General features: G+C 37.1%; 21 protein-coding genes. 20 read left to right on the forward strand and 1 reads right to left on the reverse strand.

Annotated features, from left to right (window positions below):
- Positions 1–25: 25 nt before the first annotated feature.
- From I2484_RS09280 to I2484_RS09335, 12 genes are all read left to right on the forward strand, one after another.
- The gene (locus I2484_RS09280) at positions 26–1,483 is read left to right on the forward strand and encodes a spore germination protein (protein ID WP_207150758.1); all 1,458 of its coding nucleotides are present in this window, start codon (positions 26–28) and stop codon (positions 1,481–1,483) included.
- Positions 1,476–2,627: a Ger(x)C family spore germination protein gene (locus I2484_RS09285; protein ID WP_207150759.1), complete on the forward strand. Its 1,152-nt coding sequence runs from the start codon at positions 1,476–1,478 to the stop codon at positions 2,625–2,627. Before I2484_RS09280 ends, I2484_RS09285 begins: the two co-directional genes overlap by 8 nt.
- A gap of 265 nt (positions 2,628–2,892) precedes the next feature.
- Positions 2,893–4,044, forward strand: coding sequence for a Ger(x)C family spore germination protein (locus I2484_RS09290; RefSeq protein ID WP_207150760.1), 1,152 nt, complete (start codon positions 2,893–2,895; stop codon positions 4,042–4,044).
- Positions 4,045–4,316: 272 nt separating this feature from the next.
- Positions 4,317–4,682: a hypothetical protein gene (locus I2484_RS09295; RefSeq protein ID WP_207150761.1), complete on the forward strand. Its 366-nt coding sequence runs from the start codon at positions 4,317–4,319 to the stop codon at positions 4,680–4,682.
- Between the two features lie 182 nt (positions 4,683–4,864).
- Complete coding sequence (locus tag I2484_RS09300; protein WP_207150762.1) at positions 4,865–5,317, forward strand: SRPBCC family protein; 453 nt, start codon at positions 4,865–4,867, stop codon at positions 5,315–5,317.
- Positions 5,318–6,289: 972 nt separating this feature from the next.
- Positions 6,290–7,528, forward strand: a complete 1,239-nt coding sequence (locus tag I2484_RS09305; RefSeq protein ID WP_207150763.1) for an ABC transporter substrate-binding protein — start codon at positions 6,290–6,292, stop codon at positions 7,526–7,528.
- A gap of 77 nt (positions 7,529–7,605) precedes the next feature.
- Complete coding sequence (locus I2484_RS09310) at positions 7,606–8,568, forward strand: carbohydrate ABC transporter permease (RefSeq protein ID WP_207150764.1); 963 nt, start codon at positions 7,606–7,608, stop codon at positions 8,566–8,568.
- A complete protein-coding gene (locus tag I2484_RS09315) occupies positions 8,546–9,367 on the forward strand; it encodes a carbohydrate ABC transporter permease (RefSeq protein WP_207150765.1) in 822 nt (273 codons plus the stop codon). Before I2484_RS09310 ends, I2484_RS09315 begins: the two co-directional genes overlap by 23 nt.
- Before the next feature lie 44 nt (positions 9,368–9,411).
- A complete protein-coding gene (locus I2484_RS09320) occupies positions 9,412–12,468 on the forward strand; it encodes a glycoside hydrolase family 2 TIM barrel-domain containing protein (protein WP_207150766.1) in 3,057 nt (1,018 codons plus the stop codon).
- Between the two features lie 57 nt (positions 12,469–12,525).
- Complete coding sequence (locus tag I2484_RS09325) at positions 12,526–14,190, forward strand: amylo-alpha-1,6-glucosidase (RefSeq protein ID WP_207150767.1); 1,665 nt, start codon at positions 12,526–12,528, stop codon at positions 14,188–14,190.
- A gap of 12 nt (positions 14,191–14,202) precedes the next feature.
- Positions 14,203–15,081: a DMT family transporter gene (locus I2484_RS09330; RefSeq protein ID WP_207150768.1), complete on the forward strand. Its 879-nt coding sequence runs from the start codon at positions 14,203–14,205 to the stop codon at positions 15,079–15,081.
- Positions 15,082–15,196: 115 nt separating this feature from the next.
- The gene (locus tag I2484_RS09335; RefSeq protein ID WP_207150769.1) at positions 15,197–16,195 is read left to right on the forward strand and encodes a LacI family DNA-binding transcriptional regulator; all 999 of its coding nucleotides are present in this window, start codon (positions 15,197–15,199) and stop codon (positions 16,193–16,195) included.
- Between the two features lie 361 nt (positions 16,196–16,556).
- On the opposite strand, the gene I2484_RS09340 is transcribed toward I2484_RS09335, so the two are convergent.
- Positions 16,557–17,534 (reverse strand): tRNA dihydrouridine synthase, encoded by a 978-nt coding sequence (locus tag I2484_RS09340; RefSeq protein ID WP_207150770.1) that lies wholly within the window; start codon positions 17,532–17,534, stop codon positions 16,557–16,559.
- Between the two features lie 250 nt (positions 17,535–17,784).
- Here I2484_RS09340 and I2484_RS09345 point away from each other — a divergent pair, with 250 nt between their 5' ends.
- From I2484_RS09345 to I2484_RS09380, 8 genes are all read left to right on the forward strand, one after another.
- Positions 17,785–18,156: an ArsR/SmtB family transcription factor gene (locus I2484_RS09345; RefSeq protein WP_255551261.1), complete on the forward strand. Its 372-nt coding sequence runs from the start codon at positions 17,785–17,787 to the stop codon at positions 18,154–18,156.
- 20 nt (positions 18,157–18,176) lie between these two features.
- Positions 18,177–18,674: an SRPBCC family protein gene (locus tag I2484_RS09350; RefSeq protein WP_207150771.1), complete on the forward strand. Its 498-nt coding sequence runs from the start codon at positions 18,177–18,179 to the stop codon at positions 18,672–18,674.
- Positions 18,675–18,744: 70 nt separating this feature from the next.
- Positions 18,745–19,143 carry a VOC family protein gene (locus tag I2484_RS09355; RefSeq protein WP_207150772.1) on the forward strand — a complete coding sequence of 133 codons (399 nt, stop codon included), beginning with the start codon at positions 18,745–18,747 and terminating at the stop codon, positions 19,141–19,143.
- Positions 19,144–19,577: 434 nt separating this feature from the next.
- A complete protein-coding gene (locus I2484_RS09360; protein ID WP_207150773.1) occupies positions 19,578–20,285 on the forward strand; it encodes a hypothetical protein in 708 nt (235 codons plus the stop codon).
- 787 nt (positions 20,286–21,072) lie between these two features.
- Entirely contained in the window at positions 21,073–21,714 is a 642-nt protein-coding gene (locus tag I2484_RS09365) for an HD domain-containing protein (RefSeq protein WP_186673401.1), read from the forward strand.
- 174 nt (positions 21,715–21,888) lie between these two features.
- Complete coding sequence (locus tag I2484_RS09370) at positions 21,889–22,398, forward strand: YfiT family bacillithiol transferase (protein WP_207150774.1); 510 nt, start codon at positions 21,889–21,891, stop codon at positions 22,396–22,398.
- Between the two features lie 226 nt (positions 22,399–22,624).
- Entirely contained in the window at positions 22,625–23,332 is a 708-nt protein-coding gene (locus I2484_RS09375) for a hypothetical protein (RefSeq protein WP_207150775.1), read from the forward strand.
- 701 nt (positions 23,333–24,033) lie between these two features.
- Positions 24,034–24,543 (forward strand): sigma-70 family RNA polymerase sigma factor, encoded by a 510-nt coding sequence (locus I2484_RS09380; protein WP_207150776.1) that lies wholly within the window; start codon positions 24,034–24,036, stop codon positions 24,541–24,543.
- Positions 24,544–24,573 lie beyond the last annotated feature (30 nt).

A 24,573-nucleotide genomic window follows, 5' to 3' on the forward strand; every position in this document is an offset into this window, starting at 1 on the left:
TCTATACAGAAAATGGTGAAGAGATATGGAGTCAGCTGAAAAGGAAATGGATATAAACTCCTTAAAACAACTATTTCAAAAGTCCGCAGATGTTCAATTTCAACTGTATACATTTAATCAACATAAGATCGTATTCATTACGTGTGATGCAATGATTGACCAACAGCTATTAAATGAAGTCATTGTTCAACGCGTTCAACTTTTTATAGATAATTTGAAAGACGAACCTATAGACGAAGCGCTAGTAGAGCAATTACACATTCCAAGCTTGAAAAAAGTGGAGGAACTAAAGGACGTTATTGCACTCGTGTACACCGGCAATTTGCTGCTCTATTTTGAGAATGCAGGGCTACTGTTTTCAAGTAATATTGCTAAAAAGCCCAATCGAAATCCCGAGGAGACAAATATAGGAGTGCCCATAAGAGGGCCAAGGGATAATTTCATTGAGGATATTTCCGTTAATATCGCTTTAATTCGAAAGCGATTACCTACTAATTCTTTATGCGTGGAAAAATTCGAGATAGGTGAACGATCAAAAACAGCGGTAGCTCTTCTTTACTTTGATGATATTGCTAGCAAAAAGACTTTGAATACTATAAAAAAACAACTCGAAAAGATAGATGTAGATATAGTTTCCAGCGGAGACTTATTGATGGAGAGAGTAAACAAAAGTGCAAAGCTTTTCCCAAGAACTGATTATACGGGGAGACCGGATTTCGCTATTCAAGCGCTTGTAAGTGGACGGTTTCTAATTCTCGTTGATGGGGTAGCATATGCGATTGTTACACCAGTGAATTTGCTTTTACTGTTAAAAACAAGCGAAGATAATGAGACCCCCGTCATTTATAGTTCGTTTGAACGGTTATTACGTCTTTTTGGTATGGTAATTGGTTTGCTATTGCCGGCATTCTGGCTAGCCTTAACAACGTTTCATCAAGACCAGTTGCCATTACAATTATTAGCTACAATTGTACAAGCGAATACAGGGCTTCCGTTTCCTTCTTCACTTGAAATGTTACTCATGCTAATTATGTTTGAGTTATTTCGCGAAGCTGGATTACGTCTTCCATCTGCACTGGGAGGAACGATTGGTGTTGTTGGTGGGTTAATTATCGGTGATGCCGCCATTCGGGCGGGTATTACAAGTCCGGCTATGATTGTAATTATTGCTACTTCAACGATTGCGACTTTTACATTGGTCAACCAATCACTTGTGACGGCAGTAAGTATACTCCGTATTTGTTTCATTATCGCCACGTCTTTTCTGGGCTTGTTCGGATTCTTTATGTCCATCTACTTTACAGTTCTATATTTATCTAATATCAGAATATTTGGCGTTCCATACTTGAATATTGCATCGGATTTAAGTTGGAAGACAATCAAAAAAAACCTTCTACGTCTGCCAGCTGACCAATATAAAGAGCGTCCCGATATGTTGAACCCTACGGATAAGACGCGAAGTAAAGAGGAAAAAGATGAATAATAAAATACTTATTTTGCTGATGCTGCTAACAACAACTTTAACGGGGTGTTGGGATGTGAGTGAACCTGAAAGGATGCTTTATATCAATGCAATCGGTATAGACTTTAAAGATGGTGAATACGAGGTATACGCCCAAATTATTAATTTTGCAAATATCGCAAGATCCGATCAGCCCACTACTGATCAACCGCAGGCTGAAATTGGATTTGCTAAGGGGAAAACTGAGGATGAAGCACTTTCTAATTTGTATCGTTCTATCGACCAAAAGGTTTTTTGGGGACATTTTTCTTATATGGTTATATCGGAAGAAGCGATGAAAAACGTGAAATTTAGTCCAGTCATCGATAGTTTTATCCGTTACAGAGAAACACGGTATAAAATTTGGGTGTACGCTACAAAAGACCCAGTGCAAGAAGTTCTGTTAGTAAGACCAGTCCTCAATAAAGCCATTACGTTGTCCAAGCTAGGTGATCCAGAGAACTCCTTTAAACAGGAGTCATTTATTGAGCCACTAAATTTTCGCGAGTTAATTATCAGAATGGATGAACCAAGTCACGAAGCGATGATACCTTTAATTACCGTCGAAGAAAATTGGGAATCAATGAATGAGTCCATTAAAGCCCCGGTTATATCGGGTGTAGGGGTGGTTACGCCAAATGGCTTTAAGGGATTCATTTCAGGGGACAAAGCACGGGGGATTCAGTGGATGACGAATAAAACGAAAAGGGGAGAAGTCACATTTGAATCGGATGGGGGAGATTATGTCACGATGGTTATTGAAAAGGTGGAGGTGAAAGTGGATCCGATTGTCGATAAAGGGGGAGTAAAGTTCGACATTGATGTAAGGTTGAATGCGGCCGTTAGTACCGTTGAAGGAAAGGTGACGTATGATAGCCTTGCCAAGGGTATAAAAAAAGAAGTAGAAAAAGAAATTATGGTCACCTATGAAGAAGCGTTAAAAAAGGATATTGATATCTATCATTTATCAGAACAACTATATCGGAAGAATGTGAAAGCGTGGAAGAAATATCATATAGATGGGAAAGTAGAATTGACCAACGATTCAATTCGAAAACTTACTGTGCATATCGAGAAGTTGGATTCGGATAGAAAATCAATAAAAGAGGCAATTAAAAAGAAGTGAATTTCCGCCTAAAGAGTGTAAAGCGATAATAAGGGAAGAATAAACCTTTAGAAAATCAGTAGTTTTGGTTTCCTAACGTCAATCTACTTCACGGTTCTTTATTTATCAAGTATCCGAAAAGTTGGTGTTTCCTACATGAATATCGCAACGGATTTAAGCTGGAAGACAATCAAAAAACTCTTCTACGCCCACGGACGAAACAATATAAAGATTGTCCCAATATGTTAAATCCTATGGATAAGACGCAAAGCAAAGAGGGAGAAAAATGAATCAGACAAAACTTATTTTTCTGATGCTGATAACGACAATACTCACGGGGTGTTGGGATGCGAATGAGCCTGAAAGGATGCTTTATATCAATGGAATCGGTGCGGACTATAAGGATGGACAATATGAGGTATATGCCCAAATTATTAGTTTCACGAATATTGCGAAATCCGATCAACCCACTACTGATCAACCACAGGCCGAAATAGGCCATGCTAAAGGGAAGACATTGGATGAAGCAATCCATGAATTGTATCATTCAGTTGATCAAAGTATACTTTGGGGGAATTTAAATTACGTGGTTGTGTCGGAAGAATTGATGAAAAATGGGAAATTTAGTCCAGTTGTCGATATGTTTACCCGTTTTAGGCAAACACGGTATCGAATTTGGACATATGTTACAAAAGACCCTGTGAAAGACGTTCTATTAGTAAAACCGGTCCTCAATAAAGCTATTACATTGTCTAAGCTAAGTGATCCCAAGAACTCCTACAATCAGGAATCTTTTGTTGAGCCACTAAACTTTCGTGAGTTAATTATCGGGTTGGATGAACCAAGCTATGAAGTGATGATACCTTTAATTACCGTCGAAGAAAATTGGGAATCAATGAATGAGTCTATTAAAGCCCCTGTTTTATCCGGAGTAGGGGTGGTTACACCAAAAGGCTTTAAGGGATTCATTTCAGGGGAGAAAGCACGGGGGATTCAGTGGATGACGAATGAAACGAAAAAGGGGGAGGTCACATTTGAATCGGATGGGGGAGATTATGTCACGATGACTATTAACAAAGTGAACGTGAAAGTGGAACCGATTGTCGAAAAAGGCGAAGTGAAGTTCGACATTGATGTAAGGTTGGATGCGGCCGTTAGTACCGTTGAAGGAAAGGTGACGTATGATAGCCTTGCCAAGGGTATAAAAAAAGAAGTAGAAAAAGAAATTATGGACACCTATGAAGAAGCGATAAAAAAGGATATTGATATCTATCATTTATCAGAACAACTGTATCGAAAAAATGTGAAAGCGTGGAAGAAATATCATAAAGATGGGCAAGTAGAACTGACCGAGGATTCAATTCGAAAACTTACTGTGCATATTGAAAAATTGGAATCGGATAGAAAATCAATAAAACAGACAATTAAAAGAAGGTGAATGATGTACAAATGAATCACAACTAGTGAGAGGTACCTGTGTCGGGAAGAGGCGAACAATTCGCACATCTGGATAGACATAAAAAAAGCAGACATTCGCTAAAATGTCTGCTTTTTATTCTGTAATTAGTCAATTTTAATGAATTAATTGATTAGTGCCACGAACAGCGTACCTGAAATTATGTTAAAGTATTGCGAGTGAAGTCAGGTTCTTAACGAATTTATCAAGCATCAAGCAAAATAATTCAGAGACGAAGAGAGGGTAGTATGCACATGGAAAACATATCAAATGTAGTCAAATTGGAATCAATAAAATCCTTTCAATCGACAATCAGTAAATCCGAAAAGGCCTTGGCTTCGATGACCCAAAAAGGCGCAAATACAACCTTATTAAACAAACGACTCAAAGCTATTTACATCGGCTTAGCCATTTTGGAAAACGTTTGGAATAAAAAAACGCATCATTACACCTTGGAAGATTTAGCTGAAGCCCGCGATGTTCTTACTGGTTTATTTCCTTCAATTGAGAACACTTATGTTAAGTCAAAGGCAGGTAGTCCTCAAAGAACGCTTTTAGAAAGAAGAATTAAAGCATTGGAACTAGCTGTTCAAGCGATTGACGATTTTGCCGATGAATAATTTATCTCACTAAATAAATAGGTAAATGGTACTCATTGGATTCTGAATTAATTTAGAACCTGGAAATCGTTTTTCAACTTCTTTCGGAAAGGGTATTAAATGTGAATCTGTATAGTTAAAATGCTATTATGTTAGTGGTAGATTCACATTATTAATACATAAAGAAGGAAGTAGTGAAACGTATGGCAATAGCATCGCATGCTGTAATCATTCCAGCATCTGTTGAGAACGTATGGGAATACGTTAGTCAAATTGAAAACTGGGCAATAATGGTTCCTGCCTATAAGGAGCATGACCAAATTGATGAACAAAAGTCAGTTTGGACATTCGAAGGGAATAGTAAAGGATTTAAAAAGACTGTGAAAATGGAGTTAAACGTCACTGAATTTCATGAGCCATCGATGATTCGGTTCGAGTTAAAAGGGTTAACGGACAACTTTACAGGTAGTGGCAAGTTTACTGCTGAAGAAACGGCAGGGCAAACAACGATGACAGGGACAATTGAAGTAAATGCAGGCGGCTTAACAGGCGCTTTGTTGACACCAGTTATTAAAATGGTGTTGCCGAAAGTGACAACACGCTTAACAGAGAAAATTGCACGCCAAGTTAAACAGGAAAAGGTGCCAGTTCGCTAAAGAAGGTTTTGCTTATTGAGGTGACGGGCATTCCTGCAATCGTGAAAGTTTGAACAAACATGTTTGTTGGAGTGCCTGTGCTTTTATATAAAAGAGTTATTGTAGGAGAAGTTGAAGTGAGTGGTGCGCAGGTACTACCACAATTCGACTGGCGTGAATTGTGTCAATGCGAGGTACCGTTTAACCAATACCATGGAGAAAAATCAGGCATCAAACTACTGTAATAAAGCACATTATTCCAGCCGCTCATTTTCACTCTAATCCAGTGAAATAGCTGAAGTAATGTGCTTATTCTTTCGCACCTTGGTAAATCAAGTACGGAGATGCCACTAATAGCGCTACGGTCTTGCCAAAAAATTGCGTCGACAGTATTATGGCTGAATCCCCACCAGACCCTGCACAATTCCGGCATTTTGTTTTATATAATGTTTGGGTACCTGAAATTTTATTTGGCGGTCCTATTGGTATTGGACGATATTGATAGCACTGTTCATGGTGCAAATGATTCATTACACCTTACCGCAATGCAAAAGATTTTTGCCTAAGGTCATTGATGAACAAGATATATATGTTTTGCTTTAGTATTTTTTCTAAGCACGGGCTACTCTGCCGTGCTTTTTTTATTGCCCTTTCAAAGGTTTATAGTGTGTAAAGAACGAATGGACTGGCTATTTTAGTAAAACTGAATATCGGTGGACAATTCGAAACACTGAGCGTAACTCTTTTTCTGTTGACGAAGTAGAAAAACCCATACTTCAAATGAGGTGGTTGATTTCCGGTGGGATTTTAACGCTGGTGATCATACATAAAAAAAACAGTATCCATTATACGGATACTGTTTCTTTTGTGAAATAACGGCCACTGTAATCTGTCTTTAAAATCACGTACTTTACTAAAAATGACGAAAAAACAGTTTACTTTTAGTAAAATGCAGAATACAATGAAAGTGTTCGAAAAAAAGGGGGGTATATTATGAAGTTTGTAGAGTTTAAATCTGTTTTCTTTTTACTTATTGCAGTTATGTTGCTTTTAGTGGGTTGTAGTTCATCAGCTGGCGAGAAAAGCGATACCACGAAAGATGGGAAAGTTAAACTACGTTTTGCAACTTGGGACGTTGGGGATGACGTTACATTGCAACAAGATATGATTGACAAATTCAATGAGTCACACGACGACATCGAAGTCGTTTTAGAGTCTTACGGAAGTGAATATGATACAAAAATTACAGCCGGTATGGGTGCAAAGGATGCTCCAGACATTATGTATATGTGGAACTATCCGCAATATAAGGATGCACTAGAGCCACTCGATTCTTATCTTGAAAAAGAAGGCGATGCGTACAAAGATAATTTCTATGAAACACTGTGGAACTATAACTCAGCAGATGATGAAATTCTAGGATTACCAGTTGGCTACACGACACATGTTGTTTACTACAACAAAGCATTGTTTGATGAAGCAGGTGTCGACTATCCGAAATCGGGTTGGTCATGGGAAGATTTGCAAGACACTGCTAAGAAAGTAGCAAACAAAGATTCAAAAGTAAGCGGTTTCGCGTTCTCAGGAAAACCGGATCCATACGATTTCGAAATGTTCCTATGGAGCAATGGTACATCTTATGTGGATAAAGAAGGGAATTTGAAAGGTAACTTAAACTCAGAGAAATCAGTAGAAGTATTTGAAATGTTCCAGAACATGGCGAAAGATGGCTATGCTATTACGACAGAAGGCTCTGGAACAACAGAAATGAAATCTGGTAAAGTTGCGATGTTCGTCTACGGGGCATGGGGATTAACGCCGTTAAAAGAAGCGGGAATTGACTACGGTGTCGTAGAATTGCCAGCATTTAAAAGTGGGAAAAGCGTCAGTATCTTAAGTTCTTCTGGTATCTCAATCTCTAAAAACTCAAAACATAAAGATGAAGCATTCGAATTTATCAAATTCTGGACAAATGAAGATGCGAATAAGGAAAGAATTGGTTTCGAACTACCTGTTTTGAAATCAGTCGTAGAAAGCGAACAACTTGAACAAGATGAAGTGAAAAGTGTGTTCTATTCTATGCTTGAACAGAGTGATGGCTATACGCCAGCATCGTTCATCGTTGAAGACTGGAGTAAAGTATCCGAGAATTTGCAATATACGTTTGAATCGATGTTAAATCCAAGTACATTAATGAACCCGAAAGAGGCATTAAATAGTGCTGTCGAGTAAAAATAGTAATTTTTAATGCGGTAAAGCACTTTTTAAGTGCTTTACCCTATTTTCTAATCTGATGATGGGGGCATTTTATGCGAAATATAACAACGAAGAAAACGAAAAGCTATCAGTTAGTAAATAGAAAAGTGCCCTATTTATTTATTTTACCGTGGATAATTGGTTTTTTGGTATTCACCCTGGGACCACTGATTCTCTCATTAATTATGAGCTTTTATAATTGGCCAATTACAAGTGAACCAACATTTGTGGGGATCGATAATTACAAAACAATGTTCACTGCAGATCCGCAGTTTTATAAATCTATAATTATTACCCTTAAATTTGCTGCAATATTTGTACCCTTAAACTTAGCAATTGCATTAATTTTAGCGCTTCTCATTACTCAACCATTAAAAGGAATGAAATTTTTCCGTACGATTTTCTACTTACCTGCGGTTGTTTCAGGTGTTGCCATTTCGATTATTTGGGGTTGGATTTTCAACTCAGAGTACGGAATTTTAAATTACTTACTATCATTTCTTGGCATTGAAGGTCCAAGATGGCTTGTAGATCCGAAGTGGGCACTTCTCACAATTGTCATTGCGAGTGCTTGGGGCGTCGGAATTATGATGCTAATCTTTTATACCAATATAAAAGGGATCCCAGCTGAATTATATGAGGCGGCAGCGATTGACGGTGCTGGCCCGTTCCGTCAGTTTTTCAGTATTACGATTCCTAGTATTACGCCGACTATTCTGTTTAACGTCATTACATCAGTCATCGGAGCACTGCAGCAGCTGACCTTGGTCTTACTGTTAACCGGCGGTGGCCCCTTAAAGTCCACCTATTTCTATGGTTTGTACGTGTATAACAACGCTTTCAAACACCATCAACTGGGATATGCAAGTGCAAACGCATGGTTTATGTTCATCGTGATATTAGTCTTAACAATGTTAATCTTTAAGACATCATCTACATGGGTGTTCTACGAAAATGAAGTGAAAAAAGAAGGGAAGAAAGGGAGGAGAAAAAATGAAAATATCAAAAGGATATAAAATCATCATGTACAGCCTTCTAGGACTATTTTCACTTTACTTCGTATTACCATTTGTGTGGGTAATCCTTTCTGCATTAAAAACAGAAACCGAAGTGTTTAGCTATCCTCCAAAGATTTTTCCAGAAGTACTTCAGTGGAAAAACTTTGTTGATGCTTGGTCTAGTCAACCATTCGGCGTCTATTTAAAGAACTCCGTCATCGTTACAGTGATGACAACGATAGGTCAGCTACTATCCTGTTCATTAATTGCCTATGGATTTGCTAGATTTGATTTTAAATTTAAAAACACTCTTTTCGTCTTGATGCTTGCGACAATGATGATTCCTTGGGACGTCACAATGATTCCGTTATATATGGAATTCAAAATGTTTGGTTGGATTAACACATTAAAGCCATTGATTGTCCCATCATTTTTTGGATCGGCGTACTATATCTTTTTGTTAAGACAATTCCTTATGGGTATACCGAAGGATCTTGAAAGTGCAGCAAGAATCGATGGGGCAAATGAATTCCAAATCTTCTATAAAATATTCATACCGATTATGAAAGCTCCACTGATCTTAATCGCGGTGCTCAATATGTTATCAGTATGGAATGACTACCTGGGTCCATTAATCTATCTGCAAGATCAATCGAAATATACATTAGCACTAGGATTAGCAGCATTTAAAGGAGTTCATGATCTCCAAATCCTACCAATTATGTCGATTACTTTAGTCATGATCGTTCCACCAGTTGTGATATTCCTATTTGCACAGAAGTACATTGTTGAAGGAATCAGTGGTTCTGTTAAGTAAGAAATACCGAAATACCAATATAGTATTATATGGGGGAAGATAATATGCGTCGCGAAATGAAGAGGTGGGAAGATATCAGGATAACGGGTATCAATAGACTTCCCGCTCATGCTGATTTTTATAGATATGAAACGAAAGAAAATGCACAAACATTTACGAAAGAAAATAGTATAGGCTATACATTACTAGATGGCGTATGGAAGTTCTTATTTTTAGATGCACCTGAGCTTTCACCGAAAGGTTTTGAAAAAGAGGACTTTAGCATCGATAGTTTAGACGATATGGAAGTTCCTTCAAGTTGGCAAATTAAGGGCTACGGCAACATGCATTACACAGATGTTTTATATCCGTTTGCTATCAATCCACCGTTTGTACCACAGGAAAATCCAATGGGCATCTATTTTAGAGAGCTTGTTGTTTCTGACTTAGCAGATGGTGAAGCACTTATTTTAAAATTCAATGGCGTAGATTCTGCATTTGATTTATATGTCAATGGACAGCATGCTGGTTTTAGTAAAGTTTCAAGATTACCGTCTGAATTCGATATCACGGAATTCGTGAAAGTTGGCAGTAATCGTCTCACTGTTAGAGTCTACCAATTTTCTGATGGAACTTATATAGAAGATCAGGATATGTGGTGGCTGTCTGGTATTTTTAGAAGTGTTGAACTGTTTAAAATCAACAAAGAGACGCTTTGGGATGTCCATATTGAAACACTTCCCGATGAAAACTATGAGAATTTCACATTAAAAATAAGCGGGGCATTTTTAACAGACCAAGTAACAGATGTAGTTGCTACGCTTTACCATCACGACAATCAAGTCAACCAGTTTGACGTGGAAGTCGTTGACGGGAAATTCGAAGTGAGTAAAGTCCAGGAAAAACCGCTGCAATGGAATGCAGAGGAACCAAACCTCTATACACTTCACCTCGAGTATAGCTTGTTGGGTGATAAGGAAGTTGTGCCACTGCGCATAGGGTTCCGTGCCATTGAGGTGATTGACAATGAAATCCGTGTCAACGGAAAACGCGTTTTCTTTAATGGTGTGAATCGCCACGACGCACATGCGAAGACTGGTAGAACTGTTAACTACGAGGATATGCTTCAGGATATTAAAATGATGAAACAGTTCAATATCAATGCTGTTCGTACAGCGCATTATCCAAATAATGATGTATTCTATGATTTGTGTGATGAATATGGTCTTTACGTCATTGACGAAGCAGATCTTGAATGTCATGGTTTTGAAAATACCGGAAATTACAATTGGATTTCTGACAATGAACTATGGGAAAAGCAATATGTAGATCGAGCAGTTCGTATGGTACAAAGAGACCGTAACCATCCAAGTATCATCATGTGGTCACTCGGAAATGAATCAGGTGCTGGTAGAAACTTTACGGCTATGTACAATGCCATCAAGGCGATTGATTCTACTAGATTAGTTCATTATGAGGGAGACAGAAATGCTGCATACAGTGATGTGTACACAACGATGTACACTCGCTTAAACAAACTCGAAGAAATCGGTAAGGATACAGAAGGCAAGAAGCCTCATATTTTATGTGAATATGGACATGCAATGGGGACTGGCCCTGGAGGCTTAACGGAATATCAACAACTGATGAGAAAATACCCTAGATTGCAAGGTGGCTTCATCTGGGAATGGTGTGACCATGGCATTGAAACCACAAATAAAAATGGTGAAATCCTTTATTTATATGGTGGAGATTACGGCGACTTCCCGACAAACACCAACTTCTGTATTGATGGGCTTGTGTTCCCGGATAGAACGCCGTCACCAGGACTTTGGGAATATAAAAAAGTAATTGAACCAATTGTCACGGAGGAAGTAAACCTAGCTGAAGGTGAAATTCGTATTAACAATCTATACGATTTTAGAAACTTAAGCGGAGTAACCCTACGTATTGAAGTAAAATCAATTGGTACACTGATTGAATCACGAGACATGCAGTTACCAAGTATCGGAGCACATGAATCGTTGGTTATTACACTTCCAGTAGATGTAGTAAAAGCTGCCCAGCATGACGATGTTCGGATCTACTTAAGCTATCTGGAGACTGAAGATACTCTCTATGCGGGTAAAAATCATGAGATTACAAAAGAAAGCTTCTTATTAGCATCTACAAAAATTGAAAAAGAAGTGCGGTCTATCACTTCATTAGGATCTGACTTTGTCATTAAGGATGAAGGTGCTCTACTGATAGTTGAAAACGACCAGTTCGAGGCTGTTTTCTCAACTGTGTATGGCACACTAGAATCATTCAAATCTGAAGGGGAAGAAATTATTAACAAAGGACCTGAAGTAACCCTTTGGAGAGCGATTATCGACAATGATATGTACAAAAAGGACGACTGGGTTAATAAGTACTTCCTTAAAAATACCAAAGAACAATTAGCAGAAGTGACGTACGAAGTGACAGCAGATTATGTGGATATCATGATCACGAAGTTTTTATCTACTGTCAACCAAGCATGGGGCTTCCACCTAACATATCACTATCGTATGACGAAAAATGGTGCCTTAAACATTGATTTACAAGGTGAAAAAGTATTACGAGGTCATGAAATTCCGGAAATGCTGCCGCGCATCGGCGTAACTATGCATTTGAACGAGGATTACAACAAAGTTAGCTGGTATGGTCGCGGTGATTCTGAATCGTATCAGGATACAAAACGCAGCCAACCAATTGGTTTATACACTAAAACCATTCAAGACATGCATACCGATTATGTATACCCGCAGGAAAATGGTTCACGCTGTGATAGTTCTTTCCTAGCTGTAGCAAATGATGAGCAAGCATACTTGATTAATTTTAAAGAAACGTATGATTTTACAATCCATAATTACGAAACAAGTGCGCTTGAAGAGGCGAAACACCGCGGTAATATTAAGAAGTCGCCATTTACAGTGTTGACGATTGATTACAAGCAAAGTGGTGTGGGAAGTAATAGTTGCGGTGAGGAGCAGTTACCTCCATACAGAACAGTGATTGAGGACTTCCATCTTCAATTTGAAATTAGAAAAATAGACAAGAGCAGCCTAGTGGAAGAAAGTAAATTTTTCACGGTCCAGTAAGAAGTAAGCAGGGGAAACCCTGCTTCTTATTTCGTTAAAGAAAAGGAGCGGAATTCAATGAAATTAAATATAAAAGAAATCCCTTTTTCTCGATTTGGTTCTTATTTTTGTGTATTAAAGGAAAACGATACAAACGAAGTTTATATACGTGATGTTCATGGTGGAGATGATGCGCCATCAAAATTATTTAAATTGGAATTGTTACAGGATGGCGTTGAACAAGAATTTGACATCGCCGCTACAGAAACGTCCTTGCGCTTTTTTTTAGTAAAAGATACAGAGAAATATGCAGAAATCATTATTCCGGAGGAGGATGAACTTCATATTGAGGCAAAGGGGGTTGAAGTTCGTTTACAAGCTAATAAAGTGAAATACGATACCCTACACGAATATGAGGATGGCATGTATGAATATCATATCTATCCGAAGGAATTAAAGCTGATGATTAGCAAGCTTTCAGGCGAGATGACTGTTGACGCACCGTGGAATGTGATTGGCAATGACTATATCGACATTCGTATGAGTAATGGCCACTTTGTCATTGAAAGCTATCGCACTGTGTTTAAACCGAAAGAGTATGCAAGCTTTCAAGCTGGAAAAGAAAAGGTTGAGCAACTCTATCAGGAGTGGGTAGAAAATAATACGGAGAAAAATGAAGTATACCAAGCTTCAATTGATCGTGCGGCGTATATTACTTGGTCAAGCATTGTTCACCCGGATGGATTATTAAAAAATTATGCCATGTATATGTCAAAGCTTTGGATGTATAACATCTGGTCTTGGGACAATTGCTTTAATGCGTTACATATTGGTGCGAAGTATCCGGAGTTGTCCTATTCTCAGCTGAAGATCTTTATGGACACGCAGGATGAATCTGGCGCATATCCAGACTTTGTGAATGATAAATACGTGTCTTATAACTGTATTAAACCACCGGTCTTCGCATACGCATATGAAAAATTGATGGAAGTGAATGACTACTTTAAGGAAGAAAGTCGCCTGAGAGAAGTGTACGAGTCTACTAAAAAAGTAATGCTTTATTTCGATTTATACCGGACGTACGAAGGTCGACTTCCACATTATAAGCACGGTAATGACTCAGGTTGGGATAATTCCTCTTTGTTCCATAGCGGAATGCCGGTCGAGGCACCGGATCTTGCTAGCTTTTTAATTCGAACATATGATATTTTAACGAAATTTGCTGGTCTTCTTGGCGAAGAGGAAGAAGCAAAGCAATTTACTAAAAAAGCAGACACACTTTTCGCCTTATTAATGGAGCGCCTTCATGATGAAGATGGTTTCTTTGGTCGTGTTGGTAAGGATGCTAAGAAAATTGACATACGCTCCAGTCTAATTTTACGTTTACCGGTTTTAATCGGATATCGCTTAGAGAAACAAATCATGGACCAACTTGTAGATGACCTTGTGGAAAACTTTGAAACGAAATATGGATTTGCAACGGAAATGCCTTCAAGTCCATTATATAAGGAAAATGGTTACTGGCTCGGACCGATTTGGGCCCCTGTTACTTATCTTTTCATTGATTCATTAAAGAGTTTTGGCTACGGTGAGGTTGGAGAACGAATTAAAGAAAAATACCTAAATCTTACGCTTGTCGGTGGTATGGCAGAAAACTTTGATCCGCATAGTGGAAAAGGGCTCGTCGATACTTCCTTTACGTGGACATCAAGTGTGTTCCTATCGTTAATCGAAAGTAAGTAGGTGGAGGATAGTATGCGGAAATATTTTGGAGAACTAGGGCTTGCGGTTGTTGCAATTATTTGGGGAAGTGGGTTTGTTGCAAGTGCAGTGTCACTCGAGCACTTTACACCCTATCAAATACTTGCAATCCGTTTTCTTATTGGTATCATTTTGTTAAGTCTTGTCTTTTTTAAGAAACTAAAGAATATTAAAAAGAGTACAATTATTAATGGTTCCATCATTGGAATCTTTTTATACTTGGCATTTGCTCTACAAACGGTTGGACTGGTATATACGACACCTTCGAAAAATGCTTTTTTAACCGCTGTCAATGTAGTCATTGTACCATTTATTGCGTTTTTCATTTTTAAACGAAAAATGGACAAGTTTGAGTTGTTTGGCGCATTACTTGCGATCATTGGCATCGGTGTGTTATCACTAAAGCTTTCGGGTGGCATCAATTTTGGGGATGTACTTACATTATTATGTGCCGTAGCATTTGCGTTCCATATTTTTTACACAGCGCAGTTTGTAAAGAACGAAGACCCCGTACTGTTAACGGTGGTTCAAATGGCAGCTGCAACAGTGTTAGGTTTAATTGTAGTAATATTCAAAGGAGAAACGAATTTTACGGCAAATATTGAAGGAGTATCGGCTGTTTTATATTTGGGTGTATTCTCCACCACGATTGCATTTTTACTGCAGACAGTCGCGCAAAAGTTCACAAGCGAAACAAAGGCGGCAATCATTTTGTCGACAGAGGCATTCTGGGGAATGGTTTTCTCCGTCATTATTTTAAGCGAGGTTTTAACCGCCAAAATGGCTATCGGAGCGATACTAATCCTTGTAGCTATTATTATTTCGGAAACAAAGCTGAAATTCCTGAAAAAATACCGTAAAAAAGCAGTGTAGAAAAAGTCGTCATGAAGAACGGCTTTTGCGAACCAAAATGAAGTGTTGAAAGCAAGTCCGAGGAAATTGAAATTGATTTACATATAGAAGTAAAAAAACAAAGTAGGTATAAAAAATGGCGACGATTAAAGATATAGCATACTTAGCGCAGGTTTCTATGTCAACGGTTTCTCGAGTGTTAAATTATGATGAGACACTTAATGTGACCCCAGAGACAAGAAGACGAGTTTTCGAAGCGGCAGAGGAATTAAACTATGTTATCACCTCGAAACAGAAGAAGGCGAAAAAGAAAGGAAATATTGGGCTCTACTATTCGTATTCACTTGAAGAGGAATTGGTTGATACCTATTATCTTTCGATTCGGGTAGCGCTAGAAAAAAAGCTTAAGAGTATGGGGATGGACTATTTTAAAATTACCAAAGATGACACTAAAAGAAGTCTTCCGAAATTAGACGGGATCATCTGTCTAGGAACTTTTAAAAAAGTAGATATTGAATTGATAAAAAGCTTTGATAAACCATCTGTATTTGTAGACGCAAACCCCGATGAAAATTATTTTGACGCAGTAGTGATTAATTTTAATTCGGCAACGAAAAATGCGCTCAACTATTTAGTAGATTTAGGTCATGAAAATATCGGTTTTATCGGTGGCATAGAGACTGATATGTTTGGTAACCGATTCAAGGACTTACGACAGGACGTCTTTGAAGCCTATTTAATAGAAAAAGGAATTTTTAAAGAGGAATTCGTTAAAATTGGAGGCTACAATCCAAAGGATGGCTACCAGATTTTAAAGGAAATGCTTAGTCAAAATGAAAAACCAACAGCTTTATTTGTTGCAAATGATTCAATTGCAATCGGGTGCTACAAAGCGGCCTACGAACTGGGTGTTAAAATTCCAGAGGATCTCAGTATCGTTGGTTTCAATGATGTTGCATCTGCGCAATACATGGTCCCACCGCTTACCACAGTGAAGCTGTACACGGAAATCATGGGAGAATCCGCAGTCGACTTACTGCTAGAGCGCATTGCAACGAAACGGGAAATATGTAAGAAAATAACGATTCACACGAAGCTGATTGAAAGAGACAGTGCAACGAGAGTGAAGAAATAATCCAGAGAATCACGAGACATAAGTTTCGTGGTTTTTTTTGCGTATTTAATAAAAGTTTGCTAATGGTTTCATCAAAAAAAAAGTAACTTTAGATGATTTTTAAAGAATAGGGCGCGATTGTGAAGTAAACGTCATTCCTTTTATTCAACAAACGTAGGTTTTCGTTCAAGGAAAACCACAAAGTGGTAAACAAAAAAACGCTCAGAAGGAGCGTTTTTACTTGCCAATTAACTTGCTAATTTGCTATCTGAATCTATGCTGATTAGGGTGTTATTTACATTGTTTTCAGCATTTATCTCCCCATCACACGAACCCGTTATTTAACAACAAGTCTTATTAATCATGCATAGGTGGGTATGCCTCAATCTAATTCGTTATCTAAAACCTGATTTACTAAATGACGGACTTCATCAGTTGAATTTGTATTCATTAATTGGTTTCTTACCTCAGCTGCGCCTTCAAATCCACGAACATAGATTTTGAAAAAGCGATGAAGTTGCTTAAATGCACGCGGTTCGATTTCATTTGAATACTTATCGTGAAGATCTAAATGTAAATGTAATAAAGCGAGAAACTCTTTCACACTATGCTCTTTAGGTTCTTTTTCAAAAGCAAATGGATTCGTGAAAACGCCGCGGCCAATCATTACGCCATCAACGCCGTATTGTTCTACTAATTTTAAACCTGTTGCTCGGTCAGGAATATCTCCGTTAATTGTTAATAATGTATTTGGAGCGATTTCATCTCGAAGTTTTTTGATTTCAGGGATTAGTTCCCAGTGTGCATCTACTTTACTCATCTCTTTTTTGGTACGAAGGTGAATGGAAAGATTCGCGATATCTTGTTTCAATACATGTCCTAGCCAATCCAGCCACTCGTCAACAGATGTGTAACCCAATCTTGTTTTAACACTAACTGGTAAGCCACCTGCTTTTGCTGCTTGAATAATTTCTGCTGCATTTTCAGGATTTCGTATTAACCCGGCGCCTTTACCATTGGCTGCGACGTTTTGTACTGGGCATCCCATGTTTAAATCGATACCTTTAAACCCGAGTTTTTTCATATCAATACTCATCTGTTCAAAAAATGCTGGTTTATTGCCCCAAATATGAGCGACAATCGGTTGCTCATCTTCTGTGAACGTTAACCGACCACGTAGACTTTCTCTTCCTTCAGGGTGACAATAACTTTCTGTATTTGTGAACTCAGTGAAAAGTACGTCTGGTTTTGCTGCTTCACTAATAACGTGGCGAAACACAACGTCTGTGACATCTTCCATTGGTGCTAATATGAAAAATGGCTTCGGTAAATCAAGCCAAAAATTATGTTCGTTATTCATTCTATATCCTCCTATTGCAACATATAAAAACACTAATTTTCTATTGCAAAATCATTTACTCATCATACATAGTATCATTTCTTGTAGTTGGTTGCACTGATACACTTCCCAAATATGAAACCAAAAGAGAAGTCGTTTTTCAAATGGTGTTACAGTGTGCCGATCATGCTTATTGAAAGAAACGGCGACGTAGAGGGGTTAGCCGCTGTAATCAGTTGTATATTCATATCATTTAACTATATGGTTGAATATGAAAGAAGAAACTGATATATTATACTACATGGGTAACCAAAATGAAAATCAATTAAATGAAATATTTCATGCTTTAGCTGATCCAACAAGAAGAGAAATCATTCATATGATGGCTCAAAAAGAAAGGACAGTTTCAGAGTTAGCAGAGCCTTTTGATATGTCTTTAGCAGCTATATCTAAACATATAAAGGTTCTTGAACGAGCAAATTTAGTAAAGAGGAACATAACCGGAAGAACGCATATCTGTAGCATAAATGCAGAGTCACTGTCTCGAGCTTCTGAATGGCTCCGTTTTTATGAGAAGTTTTGGAGTAATCGTTTTGATATTCTGGAAAGTGAGTTATTGAAAGCCAAGAATAGAGAACACTAAATCATTGGAAGGGGAATTGTATGAACAACATCTCAACTAGAACATTAATAATGAAAAGAGAATTTAATGTAAAGCGTGAACGAGTTTTCGACGCATGGCTGAACCCAGAAATGATGAGGAAATGGTTTTTTACATTGGAAAGCACGAATAAGGTGACGCAAAATAATCCTCAAGTAGGCGGTACATGGGAGATTGTTGATCATCGAGATGGACAAGATTACCGTGCGATTGGGGAGTACCTTGAAATTGATCCTCCGAAAAAAATCGTGTTCACTTTTAAGATGCCACAATTCAGCGAATTAGAAGATACGATTACAGTTGAGCTAAAAGAACTCCAGCAAAGCTGTGAAATGACGTTCACACAAGTGATCCATGTGCCTCAAGAAGAGAATTGGACAGAGTCCGATATCGAAAAAGCTCTAGGCGAAATGCATGATGGCACTGAACATGGCTGGAATTATATGTTTATGGGACTTAAGGAATTAGTTGAGACAGGAAAAGTTAGCTATACAGGTTGAAAATCGTTTGATTAATTAGTTGAAACAGCGAGACTACAATAAAATTTATGTGAAGAAGGGAAAGATAAATATGAAAAACGTAACACCATTTTTAATGTTTCAAGGCGGTATTGCCGAAGAAGCAATGGAATACTACACATCACTCATCGAGGATTCAGAAATTAAAAGCATTGCTCGTTACGGAGCTGAAGGACCCGGTGAAGAAGGTACAGTTATACAAGCTGTATTCTCGTTAAAGGGGCAGGAGTTCATGTGTATCGACAGCCATGTTAACCATGAGTTTACGTTTACCCCATCCTTTTCTATCTATCTTACGTGTGATACCGAAGAGGAAATTGACAGCCTTTATGATAAAATGATGGAAAATGGCACAGCACTCATGCCTATCAATAACTATGGATTTAGCAAGAAATTCGGATGGCTGAGTGACCAGTTTGGGATATCTTGGCAGTTGAACTTGCCAGAGTAATCTAGTTGTAAATGATATGTGAGGTATTTCACAAACGGGCATGATTGAAATGATTTTGTGTCAGAAACGGGCCAGAATGTGGTATTCCGCTTACAAGGAAATAGCGATTAGCAATAATTGTATTTGAGCCACAGAGTTATTTTATATAACTTTATGGCTTTTTTGTTTTATTGATATATCCATTTTCAGTAAATCTGAGTAGCAAAGAGGAATACCTTGATTTTTCTAAGGGTAAACAATAAAAATAGGAAGTTGCTTATTCAATAAAAGTACGCTTTAGCTAAAAAAAATGTGCCGGAATCGGACTAGATTCTAAAAGAATGATGAGAAAGTTATTTGGTTTTCCGTGATTAGAATAGTGCGATGAGAAAGACATCTTGGTATGTAACGAAATGCCAACAGTTTTCGTCTAATGGATAAAGGGAGCGATATCAATGAAAAAACGGAGACTATTTATTTTCGTTTTTATTTTGCTATTATTAACCGGTTGTCGGTCAACACCTTTTGATGGTCAAAGTATAATTGAGTGGGTTGATTTTATTAAGTTGGATGGAAAAGAATACAATGGAATCCATTCTGGGGTATTGGCCGACAAGGATTATATAGGAGCAAAGATTGGCACGGTTAAATTTAAAGTGGCAGACAATGTAACCAATCATAGATATAAAATCAGAAACGGTGATGCTGCTTTCCATGAGAAGGGAACTGAGATTTTTAGTATTAACGATCATCCAGATTTGATAGCCGTTAAGGATACTGATTCCATAAATGGATATAAAGTATACTTTTTAAGAGATGATATCGAATACCAATGGCATTTTAAAGATATGCCTATTGAAAAGGTCAAGGCTATTGAGATTTACCAAGCTAATCCACCAGAAGGTAATAAACTGATGTCTGAATTGACAAAGGATGAAGAAATCAAGAGCTTCCTTGAACTATTAGTAAATAGTGAAGAAAATCCCAGTTACCAGCCTAACATAGAAAAAGCAGATCCTATATTTTACGAAATGATTTTTTATACAGGAGACCCAATTGCCTACAAATATAACATGCAGTTCGATGGAGACACCTATTTTTGGCATCCTTGGGATACATCTATCTTATCTGATGATATAAAAATGTTTATTAGTGGGAATTAAAAATTTGATTTAAACATAAATTGCAAGTTGGGATTATGCGATGAATTATCAGTTGCTTTTTTCACTAGAATATTCTTACCGGAATAAAAATCTTTATATTGATCTTGAACAATAGGTCGCACGTATTGAATAAGTCAGTGTGCCTTTTTAAAATAAATTTATAATAAATTTTCTAAACGGGGGACTTGCAAAAATTAATGTTCTGTCTTGTAAATGCTGATCTGTTATTTGGTTGTTTTTTCTTAAATAACTTTCAATAAAATGGGATGAACGTTTGAAGGAAACGAAAAAAAAGCCACGACATTGAATCCTGAACAGACTTGCCCTTCCTGTGGAGAAAAACAATAGTAAACACAAATATCAAAAATAGAGGTTGGCCTTTTAGCTACTATTGTTTCAATAGTATTCCTTGAATCCTAGGGGCTGTTAATCTTCATGACGATAACGATTTATCGTCATGAAAATTAATGGTCTTGTTGTATTTATGAAAAGGAAACAATCCAGATGCCTCAGTTATTCATTTTATTGAGAAGTAGCTGTACGGACTACCGAAATACGTCAATGTGACTAAATTGAGTAATTAAATTCTTGGTTGTAAGATATTAATCCCTTTTCCGCATAATTTAGTGAGAACAAGGGAAAGTAAAGAAAGACAATGCTTATAGTGAACATAGCCCTGTTAAAAAAGCAGAAATAATCGTGTTATTTTAATCGTGAATATGTCTTGTTTGTATGACTAGGTTTTCTATACGATAGCCCCAAAAAATATAGAAAGGTGATGAATAGGATGGGTGTACATCAATATTTTAAAAGCTTATCTGATTTAGAACAAATTATTCGTTGTCCAGGAAAGTTCAAATACCAGGAGCATTCCGTCGCCAGTCATTCATTTAAGGTGACAAAAATTGCTCAATTTCTTGGAACAGTCGAAGAGGAATCTGGGCAGAAAGTGGATTGGAGAATCTTGTATGAAAAGGCATTGAACCATGATTACGCAGAACTATTTACAGGTGATATCAAGACGCCTGTAAAATATGCATCGAAAGAGTTGAAGCAACTATTCAGTGAAGTAGAGGAAGAAATGACAAGGAAGTTTGTGGAAAAGGAACTTCCGACTGAGTTTCAAGCCATTTATTTGGAGCGGCTTAAAGAAGGTAAAGATGAGACATTGGAGGGGCGCATTTTATCTGTTGCTGATAAAATTGATTTGCTATATGAAGCATTTGGTGAGATTCAAAAGGATAATCCAGAGCCATTGTTTTTAGAGATTTACGAAGAAGCATTAAGGACAATACTGCTGTTTCAAGATATGAACTGTGTAGAATACTTCCTAAAACATATTCTTACGGATATGCTTAGTGAACGATTTACTGAACATGGTGAGTTAACGGGTATTGCAATGCGGATAATTGAAGAATCTGGAGGTTAAAAGACATACACAAATATCCAGTTCTGAAGCAAACCAACGTATAATGCTAAACTTTCACAATCGGGTAATTTTCTGAAATACACTTAATAAGGGAATTAAATATTTAAATATAAAGATAATTATGAAATAATAAATGAGAAAGAGAAATAGCGAATAGGGAAAAGGGGATTGAAAATGAATGTAAGATATCCAATTGGGCAATTACAAGTTCCTGAGAAAGGTACAGTAGAAAATGTTCAAGAATGGCTAAAGGAAATCAAAACTTACACGATTCGATTAAGAGAAACTGTTGACTCATTAAGTGATGAGGAATTAAGCAGAACCTATCGTGATGGTAGCTGGACAGTTCGCCAACTTGTTCATCACATTGCAGATTCTCAGTTGAACATGTATCAACGTTTGAAGCTGGCTTTAACAGATGAGAATCCAACAGTACCATCCTTTGATGAGGAAAAGTGGGCTATTCAACCGGATACAAAACTTCCGATAGAAAGTTCTATTAAAATGCTAGAAGGGATAAATGAACGCATCGTAGCTTTAGGACATAGTTTAACTAAAGCGCAATTAGGTCGAGTTTTTACTCACCAGCAAAACGGTGAAATAATGGTTGCAACAAAAGTTGCAAAATTAGCTTGGCACGAAGAGCACCATTTAGCCCATATAAAAATCGCATTATCAAAATAATACAGTATGTATGGAATTGGCTTATCAAACTTGGTAAGCCAATTTTTTTTAGAAGTAAGGAATAATTTCATAAGTTTTATTCAACAAGCGAAGGTTCTTGTGGTCTTATCAGATTCTGAGTTGTTTTTATAACTTGGTACCCGAAATTAGTGCGATGAGAAAGACAAATTGGTATGGAACGAAATGCCAAGAGTATTCGTCTAATGGAAAAAAGGGGGGGATGTCAATGAAGAGACGGAGTATGTTTGCTTTTGTTTTTATATTGCTATTATTAACGGGTTGCCGGTCAACGCCTTTTGATGGTCAAAGTATAATTGAGTGGGTAGATTTTATTGTGTTGGATGGAAAAGAATACAATGGAATCCATTCTGGGGTTTTGGCCGACAAGCACTATGTAGGAGAAAAGATTGGTACGGTTAAATTTAAGGTGGCGGACAACGTAACCAATCATAGATATAAAATCAGAAACGGTGATGCTGCTTTCCATGAAAAGGGAACTGAGATTTTTGAAATTAAAGATCATCCTCATTTAATAGCCGTTAAGAATACTGATTCTATAAATGGATATAGTGTGTACTTTTCAAGAGATGATATTGAATACCAATGGCATTTTAAAGATATGCCTATTGAAAAAGTTAAGTTGATTGAGATTTACCAAGCTAATCCACCAGAAGGTAATAAAATGATTTCTGAATTGACAAAGAACGAAGAAGTCAAGAGCTTCATTCAACTATTAGTAAATAGTGAAGAAAACCCTAGTTTCCAGCCTAACACAGAAAAAGCAGATCCTATATTTTACGAAATGATTTTTTATACAGAAGACCCAATTGCCTACAAATATAATATGCAGTTCGATGGGGATACCTATTTTTGGCATCCTTGGGATACTTCTATCTTGGATGAAGATATAAAAATGTTTATTAGTGGAGATTAAATGTTGGGATTTTGCTATGAATTATCAGTGGTTTTTCTTTAACGGGCCATTTAATCGAACAAAAAATGATTAAATGAATTTAAAGTAAAGTGTCTAAATTGGGGAGAAAAACTTGCAAAATATAATCCTATGTTTTGTAAATGCTGGTATGTTATTTTGTAATTGTTTCTGTATTTCTTTAAACACAAGGGGATGAATGGCAGTCCTTATACACTCTAAATATGAACGAAATGGCTCCCTTCAATGTAGAAATATCTTGGATGATAGTTTCTATTTTTGTAGTAATCTCTTTAGTAAATCCTTTTTTTCTTGTGAAGATATACTCAGAAAAAAAGAAACTTTGATAACTTCGTCCTTCATCAATTAACGGGCGCGATAACGGAAGAAGTATGGTCCTTTTCAGGTTCATCGGACCATTTGGTTAAAGATCGCAGGTAGAAAACGCTAAATTTTAAAAGAATCCGTTTTGAACAAAGATTGTTCAAAACGGATTCTTTAGTTGTTCATGATGTCAGAAAACATATTTTTGCGCGGTTCAGTATGCGGTGAGAGCCAGATACCTTAATTGAATTGATAGTAGAAACCCCATTCATATCGTTTTTTTAATTTAAACGAAAATAGTTAAGCGTTTCTTGTAACGAAAATGAATTTCATTCTATTTATAAGTAGACAAGCCAACATTAAATGGAAGGAGGAGTTAAGTGGAGGATTTGAGCGATATTTATAAAACTTATGCAAATGAAGTAAAGCTTTTTCTTCTTTGTTTGACATCGAATATGGATTTAGCAGAAGAATTGACCCAAGAAACATTTTATCAAGCTGTAAAATCCATCGAACGTTACAATGGTGCGTGCAAAATATCAGTTTGGTTATGTCAAATTGCCAAACATAGCTATTATGATCACTTGAAAAAGGAGAAATATAGGAATCATGCAAGCATTGAACAACTAGCACAAACTGGTGTAGACTTTCAATCCAATGAAGATTCACCAGATGTCGCATTAATAAAAGAAGATACACAACAGTCAATTCATATGGAAATTCAAAAATTAAAAGAGCCCCATCGAGAAATTTTTTTACTTCGAACAAAGCTTGATTTAAATTACAAAGAAATTGGAGTTATCTTTGGAAAAACTGAAAACTGGGCGAGAGTTACATATTATCGTGCAAAGTGCACTTTAGCAGAAAGGGTGAATATGAATGAACTGTAATATTATTCAGGACTTATTACCTTCTTATAT

It is taken from the genome of Sporosarcina sp. E16_8, from assembly GCF_017347095.1.
Lineage (GTDB): Bacteria > Bacillota > Bacilli > Bacillales_A > Planococcaceae > Sporosarcina.

Excerpts from the sequence above, each read along its gene's own strand:
- I2484_RS09280 (WP_207150758.1), top strand. The coding sequence starts at position 26 with ATGGAGTCAGCTGAAAAGGAAATGGATATAAACTCCTTAAAACAACTA.
- I2484_RS09370 (WP_207150774.1), top strand. The coding sequence starts at position 21,889 with ATGAATGTAAGATATCCAATTGGGCAATTACAAGTTCCTGAGAAAGGT.
- I2484_RS09365 (WP_186673401.1), top strand. The coding sequence starts at position 21,073 with ATGGGTGTACATCAATATTTTAAAAGCTTATCTGATTTAGAACAAATT.
- I2484_RS09325 (WP_207150767.1), top strand. The coding sequence starts at position 12,526 with ATGAAATTAAATATAAAAGAAATCCCTTTTTCTCGATTTGGTTCTTAT.
- I2484_RS09345 (WP_255551261.1), top strand. The coding sequence starts at position 17,785 with ATGAAAGAAGAAACTGATATATTATACTACATGGGTAACCAAAATGAA.
- I2484_RS09310 (WP_207150764.1), top strand. The coding sequence starts at position 7,606 with ATGCGAAATATAACAACGAAGAAAACGAAAAGCTATCAGTTAGTAAAT.
- I2484_RS09315 (WP_207150765.1), top strand. The coding sequence starts at position 8,546 with ATGAAAATATCAAAAGGATATAAAATCATCATGTACAGCCTTCTAGGA.
- I2484_RS09330 (WP_207150768.1), top strand. The coding sequence starts at position 14,203 with ATGCGGAAATATTTTGGAGAACTAGGGCTTGCGGTTGTTGCAATTATT.
- I2484_RS09290 (WP_207150760.1), top strand. The coding sequence starts at position 2,893 with ATGAATCAGACAAAACTTATTTTTCTGATGCTGATAACGACAATACTC.
- I2484_RS09305 (WP_207150763.1), top strand. The coding sequence starts at position 6,290 with ATGAAGTTTGTAGAGTTTAAATCTGTTTTCTTTTTACTTATTGCAGTT.
- I2484_RS09375 (WP_207150775.1), top strand. The coding sequence starts at position 22,625 with ATGAAGAGACGGAGTATGTTTGCTTTTGTTTTTATATTGCTATTATTA.
- I2484_RS09355 (WP_207150772.1), top strand. The coding sequence starts at position 18,745 with ATGAAAAACGTAACACCATTTTTAATGTTTCAAGGCGGTATTGCCGAA.
- I2484_RS09350 (WP_207150771.1), top strand. The coding sequence starts at position 18,177 with ATGAACAACATCTCAACTAGAACATTAATAATGAAAAGAGAATTTAAT.
- I2484_RS09295 (WP_207150761.1), top strand. The coding sequence starts at position 4,317 with ATGGAAAACATATCAAATGTAGTCAAATTGGAATCAATAAAATCCTTT.
- I2484_RS09320 (WP_207150766.1), top strand. The coding sequence starts at position 9,412 with ATGCGTCGCGAAATGAAGAGGTGGGAAGATATCAGGATAACGGGTATC.
- I2484_RS09335 (WP_207150769.1), top strand. The coding sequence starts at position 15,197 with ATGGCGACGATTAAAGATATAGCATACTTAGCGCAGGTTTCTATGTCA.
- I2484_RS09360 (WP_207150773.1), top strand. The coding sequence starts at position 19,578 with ATGAAAAAACGGAGACTATTTATTTTCGTTTTTATTTTGCTATTATTA.
- I2484_RS09340 (WP_207150770.1), bottom strand. The coding sequence starts at position 17,534 with ATGAATAACGAACATAATTTTTGGCTTGATTTACCGAAGCCATTTTTC.
- I2484_RS09300 (WP_207150762.1), top strand. The coding sequence starts at position 4,865 with ATGGCAATAGCATCGCATGCTGTAATCATTCCAGCATCTGTTGAGAAC.
- I2484_RS09285 (WP_207150759.1), top strand. The coding sequence starts at position 1,476 with ATGAATAATAAAATACTTATTTTGCTGATGCTGCTAACAACAACTTTA.